Below are 21,118 nucleotides of genomic sequence, written 5' to 3'. Positions count from 1 at the left end.
GCCGGGGGCTGTCCTTCACTCGCCCATCTTGTACTCGACGAACCACTTCTGGTTCAGCGCATCCAGCGTGCCGTCCGCCTTCATGCTCGCGATCGCAGCGTTGATCGGCGCCACCAGTTCCGAACCCTTCGGGAAGATGAAGCCGAAGTCCTCCGAGGCCAGCGGCGCGCCGATGATCTTCAGCCCGCCGTTCGAGGCCTGCACATAGCCGTTGGCGGCGGTCGAATCCGACAGGGTCAGGTCCACGTCGCCCGCCTTAAGCGCCTCGAGCCCCGCGCCGAAGGTCTCGAACTTGATGATCCGCGGGTTCTCCTCGTTGCCGTCCAGGATGTCATAGACCGCGGCGTAGAAGGGCGAGGTCCCCGGCTGGGCCGAGACCAGAAGGTCTGGGTTCGCCGCAAAGCTTGCGGCATCGGTGAACCGCTCCTCATCCCCCCGCACGATCATCAGCATCTCCGAGCGCATGTAGGGCTCGCTGAAATCCACCTTCTCCTTGCGCTCGTCCTTGATGGTGATCCCGGTCATGCCGATGTCGTACTGCCCTTCGGACACGGCGGGGATCATCGCGTCCCAGCTGGTGTTCTCGTATTTGACCGTGATGTTCAGCCGCTTGGCGATTTCGGCCATGGCGTCGTATTCCCAGCCGATCGCCTTGCCCTCCTTGTCCAGGAACTGCAGCGGCGGATAAGCGTTCTCGGTCACCACGACCACCTCCTTCCCGCCAAGGTCCGGCAGGTCCTGCGCCAGCGCGGGCGCAGTCAGGGCGGCAAGTCCAAGCAAGGCAGCAGCAGTCAGTTTCATCGGTCCGTCTCCGGGGCTGATTGATCAAATCCCGACTATGCCATGCCCATGCGCCGATGCAAGGCGGGCCTTTGTCCGGCCGGTTCCCCCTTTTCAACCCGGCCGAACCGGTCCACCCTGCCCGCAGAATGGAGCCGCCCATGGACCCCGCCACGCTCACTGCCACCGCTCTGACCGACCTCATCCGCGCAAGGCAGCTGTCCGCGGTCGAGGCGGTGCAGGCGACGCTCGCCCGGATCGACCGGCTGAACCCCGCGCTCAACGCCATTGTCCAGCGGATGGACGATCAGGCCCTCGCCGCCGCCCGCGCCATCGACGTGCAGATCGCAAAGGGAGAGGATCCCGGCCCCCTCGCCGGCGTCCCCGTCACCGTCAAGGTGAACATCGACCAGGCCGGCTTCGCCACGACGAACGGCCTGAAGATCCAGTCCGACCTGATCGCGACCGAGGACAGTCCGCCCGTCGCGAACCTTCGCCGCGCCGGGGCCGTCATCGTCGGACGCACCAACACGCCCGCCTTCAGCTTGCGCTGGTTCACCCGCAACAGCCTGCACGGCGCGACGCGAAACCCCGCCTTCCCCGGCCTGACCCCCGGCGGATCATCCGGGGGCGCCGCGGCCGCAGTTGCCGCCGGCCTCGGCCCAATCGCCCATGGCACCGACATCGCGGGCTCCATCCGCTACCCCGCCTACGCCTGCGGCGTCCATGGCCTGCGCCCCGGCCTCGGCCGTGTCCCCGCCTTTAACGCCACGGCGGGCGACCGGCTGATCGGCGGGCAGCTGATGGCCGTCTCCGGCCCCCTCGCTCGGTCGGCGGCCGACCTCCGCCTCGGCCTCGCCGCGCTCTCGCAGCCAGACCCGCGCGATCCGTGGTGGACCCCCGCCACCTTCGCCCCCTACCGCAAACGCGCCGCCCTCGCCCTCGCACCGGACGGCCTGCAAACCGATCCCGCGATCCGGCTGGCCCTGACCGCCGCCGCCCGAACTCTGGAAGCGAACGGATGGGAGATCGGCACCCCGCCCCTCCCTCCCTTCCGCGAGCCGATGGAGCTGCAACTCACCCTCTGGCTCTCCGAATTCGGCCTCGGCGGCGCCGATGCCGTGGCCCGGGAAGGCGACCCCGACGCCAGCTTCGTCCACCGCGAACTCACGAAACTCGCGCCGCGTCCCACGCTCGAAAGCTTCATGCGCGCGCTCCAGTCCCGCGCCCGCCTCGCCCGCCTCTGGCGCGGCTTCTTCGCCGAATGGCCGGTCCTCCTGACCCCGGTCTCGGGCGCCCTCCCCTTCCCCGACCACTACGACACCTCCAGCCCCGAGGCCTTCGCCGCCGTCATCGAAGCGCAAATGCCCCAGATCGCGCCCCCTTTCATGGGCCTCCCCGGCTTGACCGTCACCACGGGCCACACTCCGCCCCACCCCCTCGGCATCCAGGCCCTCGCCGACCGGGGGAACGAGCATATCCTCCTCGACCTCGCCGACCTCCTCGCCCCCGAAATCCCCGCCGTGACCCCGTAGGCCGGGCTTCAGCCCGACTCTCCCCAAGCAAAAGACCGCGTTCCCCGGCACGCATCTCACGCTCCCCCACTTTCATCTGTCCGGAAATATCCCCGCCGGAGGCACGCCCGAGCCGGTTGGCGCGCAGCGCCAGAGGCGAGACAACAGGCTTGCGCGCAGCGCACGACCCATCAACCGTTCCAACCCGAAAGACGCCCCGGCCCAAGGCGCCTCCCCTCCCCCTCCGTGGGGGTCGGGGCACTGCCACGACGATGGGGGTGGGGGGCCGCGCAACCATCCTTAAGACCAGGTAAACGAAAAACGCCAAGCCGTTGATTTCAAATTGACTCCGGCGCTTGTCCACCGTGGACAGATTCAGTGCCGCCCCCCGCAGACCTCGCAATCGGCCCGTTTCTTCACCCCGATCACCCGGGTCTCCATGTAGAGGGCATCGTGGATCATCAGCCGCCCCGCCAGCGTCTCTCCGGCCCCGGTGACCCACTTGACCGCCTCCATCGCCATCATCGACCCGATCACGCCGGGAAGCGGGGCCGCAACGCCCGCCTCGGCGCAGGTCGGTACCAGCCCCGGCGCGGGCCTCACCGGGAAGACGCAGGCATAGCACGGCCCGCCCTTCGCGGGGTCGAACAGGGAAACCTGCCCCTCCCACTGGGTGATCGCCCCCGAAATGAGCGGCACCCCCGCCGCCACACAGGCCCGGTTCACCAGATAGCGGGTGTCGAAATCGTCCGTCCCGTCCAGGACCAGATCGTAGTCGCGGACCAGGTCCGCCGCGATCTCCTCGGTGAGCCGCCGATGATAGGGCCGCACCTCGATGAACGGGTTCAACGCCCGCATCGCAGCTTCCGCCGAGAAGACCTTCGGCATCCCGATCCGCCCGTCGGTATGGATCACCTGTCGCTGTAGGTTCGACCCCTCGACCACGTCATGATCGATCACCCCGATCGTCCCCACCCCCGCCGCCGCGAGGTAAAGCAGGACCGGAGAACCCAGCCCCCCCGCCCCAACCACCAGAACTTTCGCCCCCTTCAGCCGCTTCTGCCCCGGCCCGCCGATCTCGCGCAGGATGATGTGGCGGGCATAACGGTCCAGCTCCGCCTCGCGGAAGGTCCCCGGGGGGGGCGACGAGGCGGCAGGCTCCGGGGCCTTGCGCCGTCGCAGCGCCCGCAGCAGTTGGCGATAGCCAAGGACGACAGCCGCAAGCAGCCCGAACACCGTCCAGCCCGCCAAGTCTCCCCCGACGACCCTCGCCATCGGGTTCTCCACCTGAAGCGGCAGATGCACGACCATCAGGATCGCCCACCAGCCTGCCGCCAGCAGCAGCCAGCGCTCGCCCCAACCGCGCCACCGGGACAGAGCCCAAAGCCCGATGAACCCCAGAAGTCCGATCACGACCGCATCCCGGTCGAGCCGAACCCGCCCGTCCCCCGCGCCGTCTCGTCCAGCGCCTCCACCACCGCAAAGCCCACCTGCACCACCGGCGCCACCACAACCTGCGCGACCCGGTCGCCATGCCGCACCGTGTAGGCTTCCGTCCCGAGGTTGACCAGCGACACCCCCAGCGGCCCCCGGTAATCGCTGTCGATCGTGCCGGGAGTATTCGGCAGCGTGATCCCGTGCTTCGAGGCCAGGCCCGAGCGCGGCCGCACCTGCATCTCATACCCTTCGGGCACCGCCACGCGGATCCCCGTCGGACAGATCGCCCGCCCCATCGGCGCCAGCGTCAGACCCGCCGCGCGCTCGGCCTCCGGAAAATTCGCGCACAGATCCGCCCCCGCCGCCCCTGCGGTCTGATAGGCCGGCAACGGCAGGCTCCGGTCGGCCCAGTCTTCCCACACCACCTGAACAACCGGCACCATCGCCACGCCTTTCATCTGTCCCCAAATATCCCGGCCGGAGGCTCCCGCAGCCGCAATCAGCGCAAGGCCTCGGCGATCCGCGCCGCCAGCTTCCGCGCGACCTCGTCCTTGCCCATCCGGGGCCATGCCTCGGCGCCCGCCTCCGAGATCAGCACCACCGCATTCTCGGCCCCGCCCATGATCCCGGTCGCGGGGGACACATCGTTCGCCACGATCCAGTCGCAGCCCTTGCGCGCCCGCTTGGCCGTGGCATGGGCCACGACGTCCGTCGTCTCGGCCGCGAAGCCCACCACCAGCCGGGGCCGCCTCGCCCCCTTCGAGACCGTGGCCAGAATGTCCGGGTTCTCGGCGAACTCCAGCGCCGGAGCCTTGCCAGACCCGTCCTTCTTCAGCTTCTGCCCGCTCGCATTGGCCACCCGCCAGTCCGCCACCGCCGCCGTCATCACCGCCGCGTCGGCCGGCAGCGCCGCCTCGACCGCCGCCGCCATTTCCTGCGCCGTCTCCACCCGCACGACCTCCACTCCGCCGGGCGGAGGCACGGTCGCAGGCCCGGTCACGAACGTCACGCGGGCGCCAAGATCTCGCAGCGCGGCGGCCAGCGCCGTCCCCTGCGCCCCCGAAGACCGATTGGCGATGTAGCGCACCGGATCGATCGGTTCATGCGTCGGACCCGAGGTCACGATCACATGCTTCTCCGCCAACGGCCCGCCGCCCAGCGCCGCGCCGATGGCCTGAACGATCGCCGCCGGCTCCGCCATCCGCCCCGGCCCGTATTCGCCGCAGGCCATCTCGCCCTCGTCCGGGCCGACCATCAGCACCCTGTCGCCCCGCAGCAGCGCCAGGTTCCGTTGCGTCGCGGGGTGCTGCCACATCCGGACATTCATCGCCGGCGCCACCAGCACCCGCTTGTCCGTCGCCAGAAGCAGCGTCGAGGCCAGATCGTCGGCCCGGCCCGTAGCCATCTTCGCCAGAAGGTCCGCCGTCGCCGGGGCCACGACCAGCAGGTCCGCCGCACGCGACAGCTCGATATGCCCTATCTCGGCCTCGGAGGTCAGGTCGAACAGCGCCTCGTACACCTTCGACTTCGCCAGCGCCCCCACCGACAGAGGCGTCACGAATTCCGCCCCCGCCCGGGTCAACACCGGCACCACCGTCCCGCCCGCCTTCTGGATCAGCCGGATCAGCTCCAGCGCCTTGTAGGCCGCGATCCCGCCCCCGATCACCAGAAGTATGCGCTTGCCAGACAACATCGGCAGGTCTCCCATGGCCTGCCGTCAGGTGTAGGGGCCGGACGGGCCAACTTCAACACCCTGACCGCCCCGCCGAGCCGCCTGCGCGTCCTTCACGCGCAGGCGGCGAGACACAGGCTTGCGCCGCAAGGCGCTCGATTGGACAGGCGTCCAGGGCGAACAGCGCACCGGCCGGCGCGGTCAGGCCAGGAAATGCCGCACCTCGCGCGACTGCATCTCCAGAGACCGGCGCATCTTGGCGAAGGCCGCAGCCTCCAGCTGCCGCACCCGTTCCTTGGACAGTCCCAGTTCCTCGCCCAGCGATTCCAGGGTCCGGCCTTCGTCCTTCAGTTTGCGCTCGGCCACGATGTAGCGTTCGCGCGCGTTAAGGCCCTGCATCGCCTTGACCAGCCAGCCCCGCAGTCGCGCTCCGTCATGGGCTTCCTCGATGACATCGGCCGCCTGCGCGCCGTCATCCTCAAGCGCATCGATCCATTCGCGGCCGTCCTCGTCGGCGGACTGGGTCGCGTTCAGGGAATAGTCGCTGCCCGAAAGCCGACCTTCCATCATCTCCACATCGGCCACCGGCACGCCGATGTCGGCTGCCACCATCTGCCGTAGCTGGTGCTGGTCCAGCACCTCGCCGCGTTGCGAGGCCTCGCGTTCCAGTTTCGCCTGCACCCTGCGCAGGTTGAAGAACAGCGCCTTCTGGCTCGAGGTCGATCCGGTGCGCACCATGGACCAGTTGCGCATCACATAGTCCTGGATCGAGGCCTTGATCCACCAGACGGCATAGGTGGAAAACCGGACGCCGCGTTCGGGATCGAACTTGTCGGCGGCCTTCATCAGGCCAAGCGAGGCCTCCTGGATCAGGTCGTTCATCGGCGCGCCGTAGCGGCGGAACTTCGCTGCCATGCTGATCGCCAGGCGCATGTAGGCGGTGATCAGCCGGTGCAAGGCGCGCTCGTCGCGCCGGTCGCGCCAGGCGCGTGCCAGTTGCAGCTCGGTCTCGGCATCGAGAAGCTCGGCCTTCATCGCTTGGCGCGACACGTTCAGATCGGTATATCCGTCAAGTGCCATGACCACCTCCAGATCATCCTGCCGCGGCGGTTCCGCCTGTTCTTGTCCGTCTTACGAGGCCAACCCGTGACTGGATCACTCCCGCCCCTCACTTTGGTCATCGGCGGCGCGCGGTCGGGCAAATCCGCCTTCGCCGAAGGCCTGGTCGCCGGCTCTGGCCGCCCCCGCCGCTACATCGCCACGGCCGAAGCCTGGGACGACGAGATGCGCGACCGCATTGCCCGGCACCGCGCCGACCGGGGCACCGGCTGGATCACCGTTGAGGCCCCGCTCGACCTGGCCGCCGCCCTGGCCGCGGTCCGGGCCGAGGAGGCGGTGCTGGTCGATTGCGCCACGCTCTGGCTGACCAACCACCTGCTTGCCGACCACGACATTGCCGCCGAGACCGGGCGCCTGCTTGCCGCCCTGTCCGCCTGCCCGGCCCCGGTTGTCATCGTCAGTAACGAAACGGGATGGGGAATCGTTCCCGAGAACGCGCTCGCCCGGCGGTTTCGGGACGAACAGGGCCGACTGAACCAGCGGCTTGCCGGCGACGCGGACCTGGTGGTTGCCGTCATGGCCGGCCTGCCGATGGTACTGAAGGGCAGGCTTCCGTGACCCGGTTCTGGCTCGTCCGCCACGGACCGACCCATGCGAGGACGATGATCGGCTGGACCGACCTGCCGGCCGACCTCTCGGACCGCGCCGCGCTCGCCCGCCTGTCCGCGCATCTTCCCGCGGGGGCGCCCGTCATCTCCTCCGACCTGTCCCGCGCCATCGCCACCGCCGATGCGCTAGGGAATCGCCCGCGCCTGCCACACGACCCGAACCTGCGCGAAATCCATTTCGGCGCGTGGGAGGCCCGTGGTTTCGCCGAGGTCGAGGCCGAGCAGCCCGATCTGATCCGCGCCTTCTGGGACCAGCCGGGCGAGGTGCGCCCGCCCGGCGGCGAAAGCTGGAACGCGCTGACCGCGCGCACCTGGTCGGCGCTGGACCGCCTGCGGGGCGCTGCCCAGGACATCGTTGTCGTCGCCCATTTCGGCCCGATCCTCGCCGCCCTGCAACGCGCCGAGGGCCTGACGCCCGGGCAGGTCTTCGCCCATCGCATCGACACCCTATCGGTCACCTGTCTCACCTACGGCCCCCCGCCCCGCGTGTTCGCAATCAATCACCGTCCGTGATGCAACCGGCCACGATTCTTCGTTTCCCTTGCACGACGCCGCAGGGTTCAATGCGCGGGAAAGGACAACAGACATGACCTATGACCTCGTGATCGGCGACCGCGCCTATTCCAGCTGGAGCCTGCGCGGCTGGCTGCTCTTCGACGCCTTCGGCATCCTCGTGCGCACGATCTCGGCCCGGCTCTACACCGACGAGCTGGCGACCGTGCTGCGCGATTTTCCCCCGGCGCGCACCGCCCCCACGATGCGCACCCCCGAAGGCTCCGTCGTCCCCGAGACCATCGCCATCGCCGAGGAACTCGCCACCCGCCACCCGGAGGCCGGGATCTGGCCGCAAGAGCCCCAGGCCCGCGCCACCGCCCGGGTCCTCGCTGCCGAGATGCACGCCGGCTTCAGCGCGCTCCGCAGCCATTGCCCGATGAACCTGCGGGTCAGCTACACCGACTGCCAGCCGCCGGACGAGGTCCTGGCCGACCTCCGCCGCCTCGAGACGCTGTGGTCCTGGGCGCGTCGGACGACGCGGTCCACCACGCCCTGGCTCTGCGGCGCCTATTCCGCGGCGGATGCCTTCTTCGCCCCCGTCGGCAGCCGGATCGCCACCTACAACCTGCCGGTCGATGCCGAGGCCATGCTCTACGTCAACGCGCACCTCGCCCAGCCGAGTTTCCGCCGCTGGCGCGCGATGGGGATGGTGGACGGTGCCGACCAGGAGTTCTACCGCCGCGAATGGCCCCGCCGCGACTGGCCCGGCCCGGTGCCCCTGCCGGCCCGGGCGGTCGACTGCGCCGACACCGTGAACGCGGCCTGCCCCTATTCCGGCAAGCCCGTCACCCATGCGCTGGAGCTTTACGGGCGCCGCTTCGGCTTCTGCAACGCCTTCTGCCGCGACAAGACCCTGGCCGACGCCGAGGCCTGGCCGAAATTCATGGCGCTTTACCACTCGTAAACCAATTCGCCCTACCCGTTAACCAAGGTGAATCGGGTGGGGCGCCATGCAGGGACGTCACGACAACAGGTCTCGAACGGCGGCCGCGGCCCTGGCCTTTCATCTGTCCGCAAATATCCCCGCCGGAGGCACCGCCCGAGCCGGTTGCGTGCCTCTGGCGCGCAGAGGCGAGACAAAAGGCTTGCGCGAAGCGCGCAATTCGATAACCGGGCCAACCCGCGAGGCGCCGCGATGACCGCCCGCGCCTATACCGTCGCCTTCGAAGGCGTCGAGGCCCGTCTTGTCGAGGTGCAATGTGCCGTTTCGCCCGGCGCGCCGGCCTTCATGCTGGTCGGCCTGCCCGACAAGGCGGTGTCCGAGGCGCGGGAGCGGGTCCGCGCCGCGCTGCAGGCCTTGTCCATCGCCCTGCCGGCCAAGCGCATCACCGTCAATCTCTCGCCCGCCAACCTGCCGAAGGAAGGGTCGCATTTCGACCTGCCCATCGCGCTCGCGCTCCTCGCCGCGCTCGACATCGTCCCGCGGGAAGAGGTCGAGGGCACCGTTGCCCTCGGCGAACTGTCGCTCGATGGCCGGCTGATCGCGGTGGCCGGGGCCTTGCCTGCGGCGATGGCGGCGGCGGTCGAGGACCGGACGCTGCTCTGCCCCAGGGCCTGCGGGGCCGAGGCCGCCTGGGTCGGCGCGACCACGGTCCTCGCCCCCGCCTCGCTGGACGAGGTCTTGCAGCACTATACCGGGCGCCGCCCGCTGATACCGGCGGAGGCGGGCGAGGTGCAGGGCCCCGCGCAGCCGCGCGATTTCCGCGAGGTGAAGGGCCAGGAACGCGCCAAGCGCGCGATGGAGATCGCCGCCGCCGGTCGCCACCACCTGTTCCTGGTGGGCACACCCGGATCGGGCAAGTCGATGCTGGCCGCACGCCTGCCCGGCATCCTGCCGCCCCTGTCCGCACCCGAGGCGCTCGAGACCTCGATGATCCATTCGCTCGCGGGGCTCTTGACCGAAGGCGGCATCTCGCGCGAGCGGCCCTTCCGCGAGCCGCATCATACCGCCTCGATGGCGGCGATCATCGGCGGCGGTCGGGGCGCGAAGCCGGGCGAGATCAGCCTGGCGCACAACGGCGTCCTTTTCCTCGACGAGTTCCCGGAATTTCCCCGCATGGTGCTCGACACGCTGCGCCAGCCGATCGAGACCGGCAGCGTCATGGTCGCCCGCGCCAATGCCCATGTCCGCTATCCCTGCCGCTTCCTGCTGATCGCCGCGGCCAATCCCTGCAAATGCGGCTACCTGACCGACCCCGCCCGCGCCTGCGGCCGGGCGCCGATCTGCGGCGAAGACTACCTCGGCCGCATTTCAGGACCGCTGATGGACCGGTTCGACCTGCGGGTGGAAGTCCCGCCTGTCGCCTTCGCTGATCTCGACCTGCCGGCGAACGGCGAAAGTTCGGCCAGCATCGCCGCCCGCGTCGCCGCCGCCCGCGACCGGCAGACTGCCCGCTTCAAGGACAGCCCGACCCTGCGCGTGAACGCCGATCTGGAAGGCGCGGCGCTGGAGGATCATGCCGCCCCAGATGCCGAAGGCCGCGCCCTCATCGGCCGGGTAGCCGAGCGCATGGGGCTTTCGGCGCGCGGCTACCATCGCGTCCTGCGGGTGGCCCGCACCATCGCCGACCTGGACGGCAGCGCATCGGTGCGCAAGCCGCATGTGGCCGAGGCGATCAGCTTCCGCCTCGCCTCGGCGACGGGCGGGCTCTAGGCCTTGATTCGCTCCATCTTCGGATCGTAGAGCGGCGCCAGCGTCACCTCGGCGGGCACCCGATCGGTGGCGACCTCCAGCTCGTAGCGGCCCGACAGGACCCAGTCCGCCGTCACGCCTTCGGGATTGCGCACATAGCCCATGCCGATCGAGCGGTTGACGGTGAATCCGAAGCCGCCGGAACTGAGCCAGCCCACGCGCTGGCCGTCGCGGTAGATCGTCTCGCGGCCGTAAAGGATGACCTCGGGCGCGGTGGTGAAGGTGGCCATCAGCTTCTTCACCCCTTGCGCACGCTGCGCGGACACGGCCTCGCGGCCCTTGAAGGGGATGTCCTTCTTCAGCTTGACCGCCCAGCCCAGCCCCGCCTCGTCGGGGGTATGGTCCGGCCCGATGTCCGCGGCCCAGGCGCGATAGCCCTTTTCCAGCCGCAAGGTCTCGATCGCGCGGTAACCCGCGTTGCGGATGCCGAAGGGCGCCCCGGCGTCGCGCAGGGCGGCATGGACAGCGGTTGCGTATTCGACGGGGAAATGCAGCTCCCATCCCAGTTCGCCGACATAGGTGACGCGCAGCGCCAGCACCGGGCAGCCGGCGATGCCGATCACCTGCGCGGTGCCGAAGGGGAAGGCCGCGCTCGAGAGGTCCGCCCGGGTGACGGCCTGCAACACCTCGCGCGAGCGGGGGCCCATCAGCGACAGCACCGAATGGGCCGAGGTGATGTCGAAAAGCTGCGCATTGGCCCCGGAGGGGATATTGCGCGCGATCCAGTCGAAGTCATGCGTGGCAAAGCCCGTGCCGGTGACGATGTAGTATTCGTCCCGTGCCCGGCGGACCACCGTCACATCGGCCTCGATCCCGCCGCGGTCGTTCAGCATCTGGGTGTAGGTCAGGCTGCCCACCGGGCGTGCCACGTCATTGGCGCAGATCCAGGACAGGGCGGCCTCGGCATCCGGCCCCTTCAGCGCGAACTTGGCGAAGGAAGTCTGGTCGAAGATCACCACGCCCTCGCGGCAGGCGCGGTGCTCGCGCCCCACCGCCGCATGCCAGTTCGGCCGCTGATAGGTGTAGATGTCGCGCGGCTCTTCCCCCGCCGCCAGATCGGCGAACCAGTTCGGCCGTTCCCAGCCCAGCTTCTCGCCGAAGACCGCGCCATCGGCCTTGAGGATCTCGTAGAGCGGCGACTTGCGGCAGGGCCGACCCGAGTGGTGCTCTTCCCCCGGCCAGGCCATGGTGTAGTGCTTGCCATAGGCCTCGTAGGTGCGCTTGCGGATCCAGTCGAGGTCGAAATGCGGCCGGCCGAAGCGGCGGATGTCGGCGGGCCAGAGGTCGAAGGGCGCCTCGCCCTTGGCCACCCATTCCGCCAGGCACATCCCCGCCCCGCCGCCCGAGGCGATGCCGAAGGCGTTGAAGCCCGCGCCGACGAAGAAGTTCCTCTGCTCGGGCGCCTCGCCCAGGATGAACATGCCGTCGGGGGTGAAACTTTCCGGCCCGTTGACCATCTGCTTGATGCCCGCCGTCTCCATCGCCGGGACGCGGCCCAGCGCCTGCTCCATCATCGGCGTGAAATGGTCGAAGTCGTTGTCGAGCAGCGTGAAGTGGAAGCCCTCCGGCAGCGTCCCGTCGCGCCAGAGTTTCGGGTTCGGCTCGTAGCCGCCCATCACGAGGCCGCCCACCTCTTCCTTCCAGTAGGTCAGCCGGTCGGGGTCGCGCAGGGTGGGCAGGGTCGGGGTCACGCCCTCGATGCGTTCGGTCACGATATACTGGTGCTCGACCGGGACCAGCGGCACGTTCACCCCATGCGCCGCGCAGAAGGGCCGCGTCCACATCCCGGCGCAGACCACGACCTTCTCGCAGTCGATCCGGCCGCCGTCTTCCAGGATCACGCCCTTGACCACGCCGTCGCGGATATCGACCGCGCGGACCTTGGTCTCCTCGAAGATCTGCGCCCCGGCCATGCGCGCGCCCTTGGCGAGCGACAGGGTGATGTCGGACGGGTTCGCCTGCCCGTCCGTCGGCAGGAAGGCCGCGCCCACCAGATCGTCGATCGCCATCAAGGGCCAGAGTTCCTGCGCCTCCTTCGGGGTCAGGAGGTGCATCTCCAGCCCGAAGCTGTGCGCCGTGGTGGCCTGGCGCTTCACTTCCGTCCATCTCTCCTGGTTGCAGGCCAGCCGCATGCCGCCGTTCATCTTCCAGCCGGTCGCCTGGCCGGTCTCGGCCTCGAGCCGCTTGTAGAGGTCCACCGAATAGCCCAGAAGCTGCGTGACGTTCGCGCTGGTGCGCAACTGGCCGACAAGGCCCGCAGCGTGGAAGGTCGTGCCCGAGGTCAGCTTCCTGCGTTCCAGAAGCACGACCTCCACCCCCATCCGGGCCAGATGGTAGGCGGTGGAGCAGCCGACGATGCCGCCCCCGATGACGACGACCTTCGATGCGGAGGGGAGTTCAGACATGATCGGTCCTTACAATCTGCGGAAGTCCTGAAGGGCCGCGCGATAGGCGGCGAGGTTTTCGGCGGTATAGGCGGCGTAGTCGAAATCGAGGGTCGAGGTCAGTTCGCTGACCATGCTCCAAAGCGTCTCGCGCAAGAGCGAGGCGCATTTCATCGCCGTGTAGCTGCGCCAGAGCGCATCGGTCAGCGGGCGGTCGTGATAGGCCTCGATCAGCAACCGCTCTTCGGCGGGCGCGAAGCCGTTGTTCGAGGCGATGCCGCCCAGATCGAACAGGGGATTGCCGAAGCCGCCATATTCCCAGTCGATCAGCCAGATGTCCCCGGCCCCGATCAGGATGTTGCCGGGCAGAAGGTCGTTGTGGCAGAGGCGCATTTCGGACGGGCCGATGGCGCGGTCCAGTTCCCCGGCCTCGGCCATCAGGCCCGGCAGAAGGGGGCCATGCGGCGAGCCGCGCCCGGTCAGAAGCCGGGCATAGTCGCGCAGGATGTGCGGGACGGAAAAGCACAGGACCGGGCCGGTGACGGCCTCGGTCACGTCGCGGTGGACGCGCGCCACCAGATCGGCGAGGCGCGGGATCAGCAACTTGTCGGAACGGTCCTCGGGCGTCAGGGGGCGGGCCTCGACGAAATCGAGGACCAGAAGGCCTGGCTCGGCATGGCGGACGGCGGGGCCGACCCCGGCGGCCTCGGCCGCGCGGGTGATCGCCATTTCGTTCCAGCGCAGGATGCCGTGTTCGGGAATGTCGGTGCCGAAGCGCACGACGTAGCGGCGGCCCTGATCCTCGACAAGCACGTTGTGGTTGGTCTTGCCGCCCTCCAGCAGTTCGACGCGGGTGGGGGCGGCAAAGCAGGCCAGGCGGCGGGCAGCCTCGATCAGGCGGGATGCGGTGTCAGGCATGGGTCTCCCTCGCGGCGGTGCGGCGGGCGATGGCGGCGGTGATGATGCGGTCGCTCATCATGGCGATGAAGGCCACGGCCAGACCCGCGACGATGCCCTTGCCGGCATTGGCCTTGGTCAGCGCGATATACACCTCCTGCCCGAGGTCGCGGGTGCCGACCAGCGCGGTGATGACCAGCATCGAGATCGCCAGCATGATGGTCTGGTTCAGGCCCAGAAGGATCGAAGGCATGGCCAGCGGCAGCTTGACCTTGCGGATCAGCTGGCCCCTGGTGCAGCCCGAGACGATGCCCGCCTCGACCAGCTGCGGGTCCACCTCCCGGATGCCCACGGCCGCATAGCGGATGGCCGGGACGATGGCATACATCACCACCGCGATCATGGCCGAGAAGTCGCCGACCTTGAACAGCATCACCACCGGGATCAGGTAGACGAAGCTCGGCAGGGTCTGCAGCGTGTCGAGGATCAGCGTGACCACGCCATAGGCGCGGTCGTTCTGCCCCGCGAGGATCCCGATGGGCACGCCGATCAGCATGGCGATCACGACCGAGACACCGCAGAGGTAGATGGTGATCATCGCCTCGGGCCAGAGCCCGGCCGTGATGATGAAGCCGGTCATCAGGACCGCCATCACCCCCAGCCGCCAGCCGCCGATCCCGCCCGCGATTGTCCCGGCCAGGACCAGCCCCCAGGCCCAGGGGATGCCGAGGAGGAAGCTCTTGACCGGCACCAGCACCCAGGTCAGCGCGGCGACCTTCACCGCCTCGATCTGGTCGTAGAGGTTCAGGTTGATCCAGGAGACGACCGCGCTCCAGAACCCGCCGGTCGAGAGCTGCCAGCCCACGGGATAGACCGCGAGCGCCGGGATCGCCATGGCGAGAGGGTAGCTCGCCACGACCACCGCCGCCCAGGCCAGAAGCCCGCGGTGGCGGTGCAGCCAGGACCCGCCTGAGGGGTCGCGCGGGCCGCGGTTGGCGGCGGCCTGGCTCAGCTTGTCCAGCGCGATGGCAAGGACCACGATGCCGAAGCCCGCCTCGACCCCGCGGCCCACGTCCAGCTTGCGCAGGGCCGTCAGCACGTCATAGCCAAGGCCCCCCGCCCCGATCATCGAGGCGATGATGACCATGTTCAGCGTCAGCATGATGACCTGGTTCACGCCCACCATCATCATCCGCCGGGCCGAGGGCAGCTGGACCTTCCACAGCAGTTGCCGCCGGGTGCAGCCGGCCATGCGCCCGGCCTCGACCACCTCTTCCGGCACACCCCTCAGGCCGATCGTGGTGATCCGCACCATGGGCGGCATGGCATAGATGACCGTGGCGACCAGCGCTGCCATGGGGCCGAAGCCGAACAGGAACAGGATCGGCACCAGATAGGCAAAGACCGGCACGGTCTGCATCAGGTCCAGCACCGGGCGCAGCGCGCGGTCGATCCAGCGCACCCGGAAGGCCAGGATCCCCAGCGCCGCCCCGCCCAGCACCCCCAGCGGCACCGCGATCACCACCGAGACCAGCGTCACCATCGCCGATTGCCAGAGCCCGAAGAGGAGCAGGTAGAGGAAAGCCGCCGTCACCAGCACCGCGAGCCTTGCCCCGCCCAGCCGCAGGGCCAGAAGGCCGAAGCCCAGGATCACCGGCAACCAGGCCATCGGCGGCAGGATGGGCACGGCCTGCTGTCCCCGCCCCCAGGCAAAGCCGTCCACGACGAGGTTGCGCAAGAGGGTATAGGGCGCCTCGATCAGGGCCGAGAGCAGCCGCGTGAAATCGCGGAACTGGAATGGCCCGAAGGTCGCCTCCTCGAGAAGCCATTTCAGCGCGGCCGAGATCTGGCGGTCGAGGTGGAGTTGCCAGGCTTGCGGATACTTCGTCAGCCACGACCAGCCGGTCGCCTGCGCGATTTCCTTGCCGTTCAGCGACAGGACCGCGGTGATCCCCGCCAGCCCCAGCCAGAAGGCCCAGCTTGCGGCGCGTCCGCGGATCATGCGGGCAGGTCCCGCCCGATCAGGATGTCGACGATGGTGCGCGCATCGACCTGGCCCAGGACCTCTCCGGCCGCGCCGATCACCCGGAAGGGCTTGCCGGCGGCCTCGATCCGGTCGGCGACGGCGGCGACAAGCGCGGTGGCCGGCAGGTCCCCCGCGAAGTCGCTGCCGGTCATGGGCCGGGCGGCGGTGCCCAGGCGCATGACCTTGGCACGGGGGATATGACGGGTGAATTCGGCCACATAATCGGTCGCCGGGCGCAGCACCAGTTCCTCGGGCGTCGCGGTCTGCACGATGGCCCCGTCGCGCATCACCGCGATCCGGTCGGCCAGGCGGATCGCCTCGTCGAAGTCATGGGTGATGAAGACGACGGTCTTCTGCAACCGCCCCTGCAACCGCAAGAGTTCGTCCTGCATCTCGCGCCGGATCAGCGGGTCAAGCGCCGAGAAGGGCTCGTCCAGAAACCACAGGTCCGGCTCGACGATCAGCGACCGCGCGATGCCCACCCGCTGCTGCTGCCCGCCCGAAAGCTGGTGCGGATAGCGCATTTCGCGCCCGGTCAGGCCGACGAGTTCGATCACCTGCCGCGCGCGGTCCAGCCGCGTCCGGCGATCGACGCCCTGCACCTCCAGCGGGAAGGCCGCGTTCTCCAGCACGGTCAGATGCGGCAGAAGGGCGAAATGCTGGAACACCATGCCCATCTTGTGCCGGCGCAGCTCGATCAGCTCGGCCTCCGACATCTTCAGCAGATCGCGCCCCTCGAAGCGGATCTCGCCGGCCGTGGGCTCGATCAGCCGGGACAGGCAGCGCACCAGTGTCGATTTGCCCGACCCCGACAGGCCCATGATGACGAAGATCTCGCCCTTGGCGACCGTCACATCCACCTGCCGCACCGCGGGGACGATGCCGGCCTCGCGCAGCGCCTCGGTCGAGGGGGTGCCGCTGTGGCGCGCAAGAAACGCCTCGGCCTGCGGACCGTAGAGCTTCCAGACATTGCGGCATTCAAGGACGGTCGGGCGGTCCATCGGCCTGTGACATTCCGGCGGCTGGGAATCGGACGGCCCCGGGACAACCGGGGCCGTGGCGGCGGTCACTGGATCCAGGCCTGCCACTTGGCCTCGTTCGCGGCCATCCATTCGGCGACAACCGCCTCGATGCTCATCCCCTCGACATCGGCCTTGTAGACCATGGCCCCCATCTCGTCGTTGGTGACGGTGAAGTTGCGGATGATCTTCGCGGCACCGGGCCATTTCTTCTCCAGCCCCACCCAGCCGGCCTTCCAGATCGGCCCCAGGGGCTTGCCGCAGTCATAGGCCATGTCGGGGTTCTCGCCCCAGGCCGGGTCGGAATAGCAGGCGGGCTCATAGGGCGGGAATTCGATGAACTTGCCCTCGTATTTCGCCGGCGCCCAGTGCGGCTGGTAGATCCACAGGATGATCGGATCCTTGCGCTCGTAGGCGGCCTGAAGCTCGGCGAACAGCGCTGCGTCGGTGCCGGCATGGACGACCTCGAAAGGCAGGCCCAGCGCCTCGACCCGTTCCTCGTCATAGCCGCCCCAGGTCACCGGCCCACCCAGATAGCGCCCGTTCGGCGCGGTTTCGGGGGTGGCGAAGGCATCCGCGCAGTCCAGCAGCGCGCGCCAGTCCGGCAGGCCGGGGCAGCGTTCCTCCATGTAGGCGGGATACCACCATTCCTCGCGCGAGATCATGCCTGTCTCGCCGAAGTTCACCACGTTGCCGGTGGCCACGGCCTCTTCCAGCGCATCCGTGCCGGTGGTGGCCCAGATCTCCATCGCCAGGTCCAGATCGCCGGTCTTGAGACCCGCGAACTGCGCCAGGTAATCCGCCTGCACCAGTTCCGTGTTGTAACCGGCCTTGCGCAGCACCTCGGACATGATGTTCGCGCTGATGATGTTGCCCGACCAGTCATGCGTGGTGATCTTGATCGGGTCCGGGCTTTCGACCTCGGCCAGCGCGCCGCCGACCGTCACGGCCTGCGCCAGCACCAAGGCTACCGAAGCGAGCAGCATCTTCTTCATCCGTCGACTCCCTGTTTTCCGGTTCTTGTGACGCAGGGTGATTCCCCGATGCGATGGGCGAAAGGTAACACCAACCCAACATGCCGCAACGAATTTCCAACATATCCCTCGCGATTCCCGCACAAGATGTGGATTTCCGTGGCTTCCTGCGCTAGATTTCAACAGATCCACGAAAGCGGGCACCGATGAGCGATCTCGACAGCACCTCGAACCACCGGCAGGCCGAGATCCTCGAGGCGCTGCGTAAGGCGGGCGGATCGGCGCGGATCCAGAGCCTCGCCAGCACGCTGGAGGTGTCGGACGAAACCATCCGGCGGAACCTGCGGCGGCTGGTCGAGGGCGGGCTGGTGCAGAAGCACCACGGCGGGGCGCGGCTGGTGGAACGCGCGGTCGAGGCCGACCTGAACACCCGGCTCCAGGAACATGCCGAACCCAAGCGCCGCATCGCCGAAGAGGTCGCGCGGCTGGTCGAGGACGGCACCTCGCTGTTTCTCGACGTGGGCTCCACCACCAGCCTGATCGCCGAGGCGCTGCAACGCCACTCCGGGCTGAACGTCGTAACGAATTCGGTGGCGGTCGCCTACCGGCTGGCGATGCGCAACGGCAACCGGGTGTTCTTCGCCGGGGGCGAGCTGCGCGCCAATGACGGCGGCAGCTTCGGGCCCGAGGCGCTGGCCTTCGTGCAGAACTTCCGGCTGGACCTGGCGGTGATCTCGACCTCCGGCATCTGTCCGAAGCGCGGGCTGATGTTCTCCGACCTGTCCGAGGCGCAGCTGGCACGCGCGATGGTCAGCCAAGCCGCACGCTGCATCGTCGCGGCGGACAGCCGCAAGTTCCACCGCACTGCGCCGATCCTGCTGGGCGATCCGCGCGACATCGACATCCTCGTCACCGACGAGGACCCGCCCGAGGACCTCGCCGCCGCCGCCCGTCACTGGGGGACAGTGATCCGGGTGGCGCCTTAGCCCGCCACCTTCGCCAGCAGCGCCTCGATCTCGGACCGTGACGGCATCGCCGGGGCCGTGCCGGGGCGGGTGACGGAAATCCCCGCCGTAGCGCAGCCGAAGCGTACCGCCTCGATCACGTCGCGCCCCTCGGCCAGCGCCACGGCGAAGCCGCCGTTGAAGGCATCGCCCGCCCCCGTCGTCTCGACCACCGGACCGGCCGAGATCACCGGCACATGCACCGTGCGGGTCGCATCGTGATAGAGCGCGCCCTTGTCGCCCAGGGTGATGACCACCGCCCCCACGCCCCTTGCCAGAAGCGCAGATGCTGCCGCCTTCGCCTCATCGACCGTGCTCACCGGCAGACCGGTCAGAGCCTCGGCCTCGGATTCGTTCGGGGTGACATAGTCGCACAGCGCCAGCATCTCGTCCGGCAGGCTGGCGGCGGGCGCGGGGTTCAGGATCGTCGTGACGCCCGCCGCGCGCGCGATCTGAAGCGCGCGCAGCGCGGCCGGGATCGGCTGTTCCAGCTGCGTGACGAAGATCGAGGCGGAGCGGATCAGCTCGGCCTTCTCCTCCACATCCTCGGCCGAGACGCGCCCCGCCGCACCCGGCGCGACGATGATCGCGTTGTTGCCGGTGGCGTTCTCGATGAAGATGTAGGCGGCCCCCGTGTAGCTTTCGCGGTCCACCTTCACTTCGGGCATGACCCCCGCCTTGGCCCAGGTCGCCTGTGCGATGTCGGCGAAGGCATCGGCACCGAGGCGGGTGATGAAATGCACGCGCCCCCCTGCCATGGCGGCGGCGACCGACTGGTTCGAGCCCTTGCCCCCCGGCCCCAGCACGAAGGAGGTGCCGAGAATGGTCTCGCCCATCTTCGGCTGGCGCTCGGCGCGGTAGGCGGTGTCGGCGACGAAGATGCCGAGGATCACGATGGGTTTCATGGGTCAGGCCTCCGGCGGGATCACGCCCTTGCGGAACATGAAGCAGCCGTAGAACCGCCGCTCGCCGGTCTGGATCACGGCATAGGACTTCCGCGCCATGTCGTAGAAGGCAAAGCGTTCGATGCCGATCATCGGGCGATGGCGGCCCTCGGCGCGGTCGATCTCGGCCTGGACCTCGGCCTGGACGGGCGGGATTGTGGCGGGGTCGCCCACGATCTCCATCCGCCCGGCGAAATCGTCCACGAAAGTGTCCAGCGGCAGGACGGACAGGATCGCCTGCACCGCCTGGGCGGCGGTCAGGTTCTCCATCCGCAGCAGTTCGCCGGTGACCGTGGCCCGCGCCACCGAATCGGAGGGGAAATTGGTATCGGCGACGATCAGCACGTCGCCATGCCCCATCGCGCGCAAGACGCTCAGCACATCGGCATTCAGCCGGTTGTCGATCCCTTTCAGCATGTCTCCCCCCGTTTGGTCCTAAAGGCGCTGGCCGGTGGCCTTGTCGAATAGATGCGCCAAGCCCGCGTCGGGCGCCAGAGTGATCCTGTCCCCCGGCCCGAAGGCAACCCGGTTGCGGAACACCGCCGTCAGCTCGCGCCCCTCGAGGCGGACGACGACATGGGTTTCCGACCCCGTCGGTTCGACCACCGCGACCGTGCCGGAAAGCCCCTCGCCGGCGAGGGCCAGATGCTCGGGCCGGATGCCGTAGATCACCTCGCGCCCTTCCCCGGCCTGCGCCCCCGCCGGCATCGGCAGGCGCGCGCCCGCGACCTCGACCATCCCGCCGCCGATCCGCCCCTCGACAAGGTTCATCGAGGGGCTGCCGATGAAGGCCGCGACGAAGGTGTTGGCGGGGCGGTCGTAAAGTTCCAGCGGCGCACCGACCTGTTCGATCCGGCCGCCCTGCATGACCACGATCCGGTCGGCCATGGTCATCGCCTCGATCTGGTCGTGGGTGACATAGACCGTGGTGGTCTTCAGCCGCTGGTGCAGTTCCTTGATCTCGGCCCGCATCTGCACCCGCAGCTTGGCGTCGAGGTTCGACAGCGGTTCGTCGAACAGGAACACCTGCGGGTCGCGCACGATGGCACGGCCCATGGCGACCCGCTGGCGCTGGCCGCCGGACAGCGCCCGGGGATAGCGGTCGAGATAGGGCGTCAGCCCCAGGATCACCGCCGCCTGTTCGACCTTGGCCCGAATCGCGCCCCTGTCCATGCCGCGCATCTTCAGCGCAAAGCCCATGTTCGCGGCCACCGTCTTGTGCGGGTAAAGCGCGTAGTTCTGGAACACCATGGCGATGTCGCGTTCCGAAGGGGGCAGGTTGTTCACCCGCCGCGCGCCGATCAGGATGTCGCCGGCGCTGATCTCCTCCAGCCCCGCGATCATCCGCAGAAGCGTGGACTTGCCGCAGCCGGAAGGCCCTACCAGAACCACGAAGGCCCCGTCCGGTATGTCCAGATCCAGCCCGTGAATGACCTTCAGCCCGCCATAGGATTTCTCCAGCGCCCGGATCGTCACTTCGGCCATCGGCCACC

19 protein-coding genes are annotated in these 21,118 nt (G+C 68.9%); 6 read left to right on the top strand and 13 right to left on the bottom strand.

Going from position 1 to position 21,118, the window contains the following annotated elements; genetic code table 11:
- Positions 1–15 precede the first annotated feature (15 nt).
- Positions 16–801 carry a transporter substrate-binding domain-containing protein gene (locus ACK4IU_RS01255; RefSeq protein ID WP_409730841.1) on the bottom strand — a complete coding sequence of 262 codons (786 nt, stop codon included), beginning with the start codon at positions 799–801 and terminating at the stop codon, positions 16–18.
- 140 nt (positions 802–941) lie between these two features.
- On the opposite strand from ACK4IU_RS01255, the gene ACK4IU_RS01250 reads away from it, so the two are divergent.
- The gene (locus ACK4IU_RS01250) at positions 942–2,315 is read left to right on the top strand and encodes an amidase (protein ID WP_409730839.1); all 1,374 of its coding nucleotides are present in this window, start codon (positions 942–944) and stop codon (positions 2,313–2,315) included.
- A gap of 354 nt (positions 2,316–2,669) precedes the next feature.
- Here the strand turns inward: ACK4IU_RS01250 and ACK4IU_RS01245 are convergent, their stop codons facing one another.
- The 4 genes from ACK4IU_RS01245 to ACK4IU_RS01230 form a co-directional block, all read right to left on the bottom strand.
- Positions 2,670–3,707, bottom strand: a complete 1,038-nt coding sequence (locus ACK4IU_RS01245; protein ID WP_409730837.1) for a HesA/MoeB/ThiF family protein — start codon at positions 3,705–3,707, stop codon at positions 2,670–2,672.
- Positions 3,704–4,174, bottom strand: a complete 471-nt coding sequence (gene dut, locus ACK4IU_RS01240) for a dUTP diphosphatase (protein WP_409730938.1) — start codon at positions 4,172–4,174, stop codon at positions 3,704–3,706. The genes ACK4IU_RS01245 and dut overlap by 4 nt, the downstream gene beginning before the upstream one ends.
- A gap of 56 nt (positions 4,175–4,230) precedes the next feature.
- A complete protein-coding gene (coaBC, locus tag ACK4IU_RS01235; RefSeq protein WP_409730836.1) occupies positions 4,231–5,424 on the bottom strand; it encodes a bifunctional phosphopantothenoylcysteine decarboxylase/phosphopantothenate--cysteine ligase CoaBC in 1,194 nt (397 codons plus the stop codon).
- Between the two features lie 180 nt (positions 5,425–5,604).
- Positions 5,605–6,483: an RNA polymerase factor sigma-32 gene (locus ACK4IU_RS01230; RefSeq protein WP_409730834.1), complete on the bottom strand. Its 879-nt coding sequence runs from the start codon at positions 6,481–6,483 to the stop codon at positions 5,605–5,607.
- Positions 6,484–6,549: 66 nt separating this feature from the next.
- Between ACK4IU_RS01230 and cobU the strand changes: the two genes are divergently transcribed.
- From cobU to ACK4IU_RS01210, 4 genes are all read left to right on the top strand, one after another.
- The gene (gene cobU / locus ACK4IU_RS01225) at positions 6,550–7,080 is read left to right on the top strand and encodes a bifunctional adenosylcobinamide kinase/adenosylcobinamide-phosphate guanylyltransferase (RefSeq protein WP_409730832.1); all 531 of its coding nucleotides are present in this window, start codon (positions 6,550–6,552) and stop codon (positions 7,078–7,080) included.
- A complete protein-coding gene (locus tag ACK4IU_RS01220) occupies positions 7,077–7,643 on the top strand; it encodes a histidine phosphatase family protein (RefSeq protein WP_409730830.1) in 567 nt (188 codons plus the stop codon). Before cobU ends, ACK4IU_RS01220 begins: the two co-directional genes overlap by 4 nt.
- 73 nt (positions 7,644–7,716) lie before the next feature.
- On the top strand, positions 7,717–8,589 hold the full coding sequence (locus ACK4IU_RS01215; protein WP_409730828.1) for a glutathione S-transferase: 873 nt from the start codon (positions 7,717–7,719) through the stop codon (positions 8,587–8,589).
- A gap of 231 nt (positions 8,590–8,820) precedes the next feature.
- Positions 8,821–10,338, top strand: a complete 1,518-nt coding sequence (locus ACK4IU_RS01210) for a YifB family Mg chelatase-like AAA ATPase (RefSeq protein ID WP_409730826.1) — start codon at positions 8,821–8,823, stop codon at positions 10,336–10,338.
- On the opposite strand, the gene ACK4IU_RS01205 is transcribed toward ACK4IU_RS01210, so the two are convergent.
- The 5 genes from ACK4IU_RS01205 to ACK4IU_RS01185 form a co-directional block, all read right to left on the bottom strand.
- On the bottom strand, positions 10,335–12,782 hold the full coding sequence (locus ACK4IU_RS01205; protein ID WP_409730824.1) for an FAD-dependent oxidoreductase: 2,448 nt from the start codon (positions 12,780–12,782) through the stop codon (positions 10,335–10,337). The genes ACK4IU_RS01210 and ACK4IU_RS01205 overlap by 4 nt on opposite strands.
- Before the next feature lie 9 nt (positions 12,783–12,791).
- Positions 12,792–13,679: a phosphotransferase gene (locus ACK4IU_RS01200; protein WP_409730822.1), complete on the bottom strand. Its 888-nt coding sequence runs from the start codon at positions 13,677–13,679 to the stop codon at positions 12,792–12,794.
- On the bottom strand, positions 13,672–15,660 hold the full coding sequence (locus ACK4IU_RS01195) for an ABC transporter permease (protein WP_409730821.1): 1,989 nt from the start codon (positions 15,658–15,660) through the stop codon (positions 13,672–13,674). Before ACK4IU_RS01195 ends, ACK4IU_RS01200 begins: the two co-directional genes overlap by 8 nt.
- Positions 15,657–16,685, bottom strand: coding sequence for a glycine betaine/L-proline ABC transporter ATP-binding protein (locus ACK4IU_RS01190; protein WP_409730819.1), 1,029 nt, complete (start codon positions 16,683–16,685; stop codon positions 15,657–15,659). Before ACK4IU_RS01190 ends, ACK4IU_RS01195 begins: the two co-directional genes overlap by 4 nt.
- 65 nt (positions 16,686–16,750) lie before the next feature.
- Positions 16,751–17,698 carry an ABC transporter substrate-binding protein gene (locus ACK4IU_RS01185; RefSeq protein WP_409730818.1) on the bottom strand — a complete coding sequence of 316 codons (948 nt, stop codon included), beginning with the start codon at positions 17,696–17,698 and terminating at the stop codon, positions 16,751–16,753.
- 185 nt (positions 17,699–17,883) lie between these two features.
- Here ACK4IU_RS01185 and ACK4IU_RS01180 point away from each other — a divergent pair, with 185 nt between their 5' ends.
- Positions 17,884–18,663, top strand: a complete 780-nt coding sequence (locus ACK4IU_RS01180) for a DeoR/GlpR family DNA-binding transcription regulator (RefSeq protein ID WP_409730816.1) — start codon at positions 17,884–17,886, stop codon at positions 18,661–18,663.
- Here ACK4IU_RS01180 and rbsK read toward each other — a convergent pair.
- From rbsK to ACK4IU_RS01165, 3 genes are read right to left on the bottom strand one after another with little or no spacing between them, the layout of a single operon-like run.
- On the bottom strand, positions 18,660–19,586 hold the full coding sequence (gene rbsK, locus ACK4IU_RS01175; protein WP_409730814.1) for a ribokinase: 927 nt from the start codon (positions 19,584–19,586) through the stop codon (positions 18,660–18,662). The two genes, ACK4IU_RS01180 and rbsK, sit on opposite strands and share 4 nt — an antisense overlap.
- Positions 19,587–19,589: 3 nt before the next feature.
- Positions 19,590–20,042, bottom strand: a complete 453-nt coding sequence (locus ACK4IU_RS01170) for an RbsD/FucU family protein (protein ID WP_409730812.1) — start codon at positions 20,040–20,042, stop codon at positions 19,590–19,592.
- A gap of 18 nt (positions 20,043–20,060) precedes the next feature.
- Positions 20,061–21,110 carry an ABC transporter ATP-binding protein gene (locus ACK4IU_RS01165; RefSeq protein ID WP_409730810.1) on the bottom strand — a complete coding sequence of 350 codons (1,050 nt, stop codon included), beginning with the start codon at positions 21,108–21,110 and terminating at the stop codon, positions 20,061–20,063.
- Positions 21,111–21,118 lie beyond the last annotated feature (8 nt).

The sequence above is a fragment of the Tabrizicola flagellatus genome, assembly GCF_046295235.1.
Taxonomy (GTDB): domain Bacteria; phylum Pseudomonadota; class Alphaproteobacteria; order Rhodobacterales; family Rhodobacteraceae; genus Tabrizicola; species Tabrizicola flagellata_A.
The sequence above is the reverse complement of the archived record's forward strand: the minus strand, read 5'-3'. Positions and strand labels throughout refer to the sequence as shown.